The sequence below is a fragment of the Dermabacter hominis NBRC 106157 genome (assembly GCF_001570785.1).
Lineage (GTDB): Bacteria > Actinomycetota > Actinomycetes > Actinomycetales > Dermabacteraceae > Dermabacter > Dermabacter hominis.
In genome coordinates, this window is the sequence record NZ_BCSI01000026.1 from 1 (window position 1) to 746 (window position 746).

At 62.2% G+C, this 746-nt stretch carries 1 protein-coding gene; it reads left to right on the forward strand.

Annotated elements, in window-relative coordinates; genetic code table 11:
• Positions 1–267: 267 nt before the first annotated feature.
• A partial coding sequence (locus DEHOM01_RS09600; RefSeq protein WP_245630703.1) for a PKD domain-containing protein occupies positions 268–746 on the forward strand: 479 nt, incomplete at its 3' end.

Consider the following 746-nt stretch of genomic DNA (forward strand, 5'->3'; position numbering starts at 1 on the left):
GCGGTGACGGATGGCCCGCGGAGGGTGTGGGTGCCGGCGAGTGATCGGGATTTGGGGTGTCGTAGCGGTGGGCCCGATGTGTTTCGGGTGCTTGCTGTGACGTCTTTTTGTCGCACTGCGCGCGCGGTGTGCCCGTTAGCTTTTCCGGGGGCGTCAGTAGTGGTGGGGCGTGAGGTGGAGGTGTCGACGGGTGCGCCGGTTTTGGGGACGGAGCGTGTGTCGGGGTGTTCGTCGCCGTCTTCGGGTTCGGGTGGTGGTGGTCCTGTGATGCCGGTGGTGTCGCAGGAGGATTTTCGTTCGCTTGGTGTGAAGCCTCTTGTGGCGCATTTGGGTCCGCCTGGGCAGTGGATTCCGGTGGGGATCGACATGATTGTGTGGGCTGAGTCGGGTGTGCAGGTGTTTGATGTGGAGATGTTTGGGCAGTCGGTGCGGGTGCGGGCGACGCCGGTGAAGTATGTGTGGGATTTTGGTGATGGGACGGTGTTGACGACGTCGTTTCCGGGTCGGCCGCATCCGTCGAGGGATGTGTCGATGCGGTATGTGGGGCAGGGGTGGTATGAGGTTTCGCTTGTGACGGTGTTTAGTGGGGAGTTTTCGGTGGCTGGTGGTCCGTGGCAGCCGGTTCAGGGGACGGTTGAGGTGGCTTCGGAGAAGAAGTGGATTTATTCGGATGTTCGGCAGTCGCGTCTTGTGGGGGATGAGGTGCCCGAGGAGTATGTGGGTATTCCTGAGCGGGGTGCGGACAC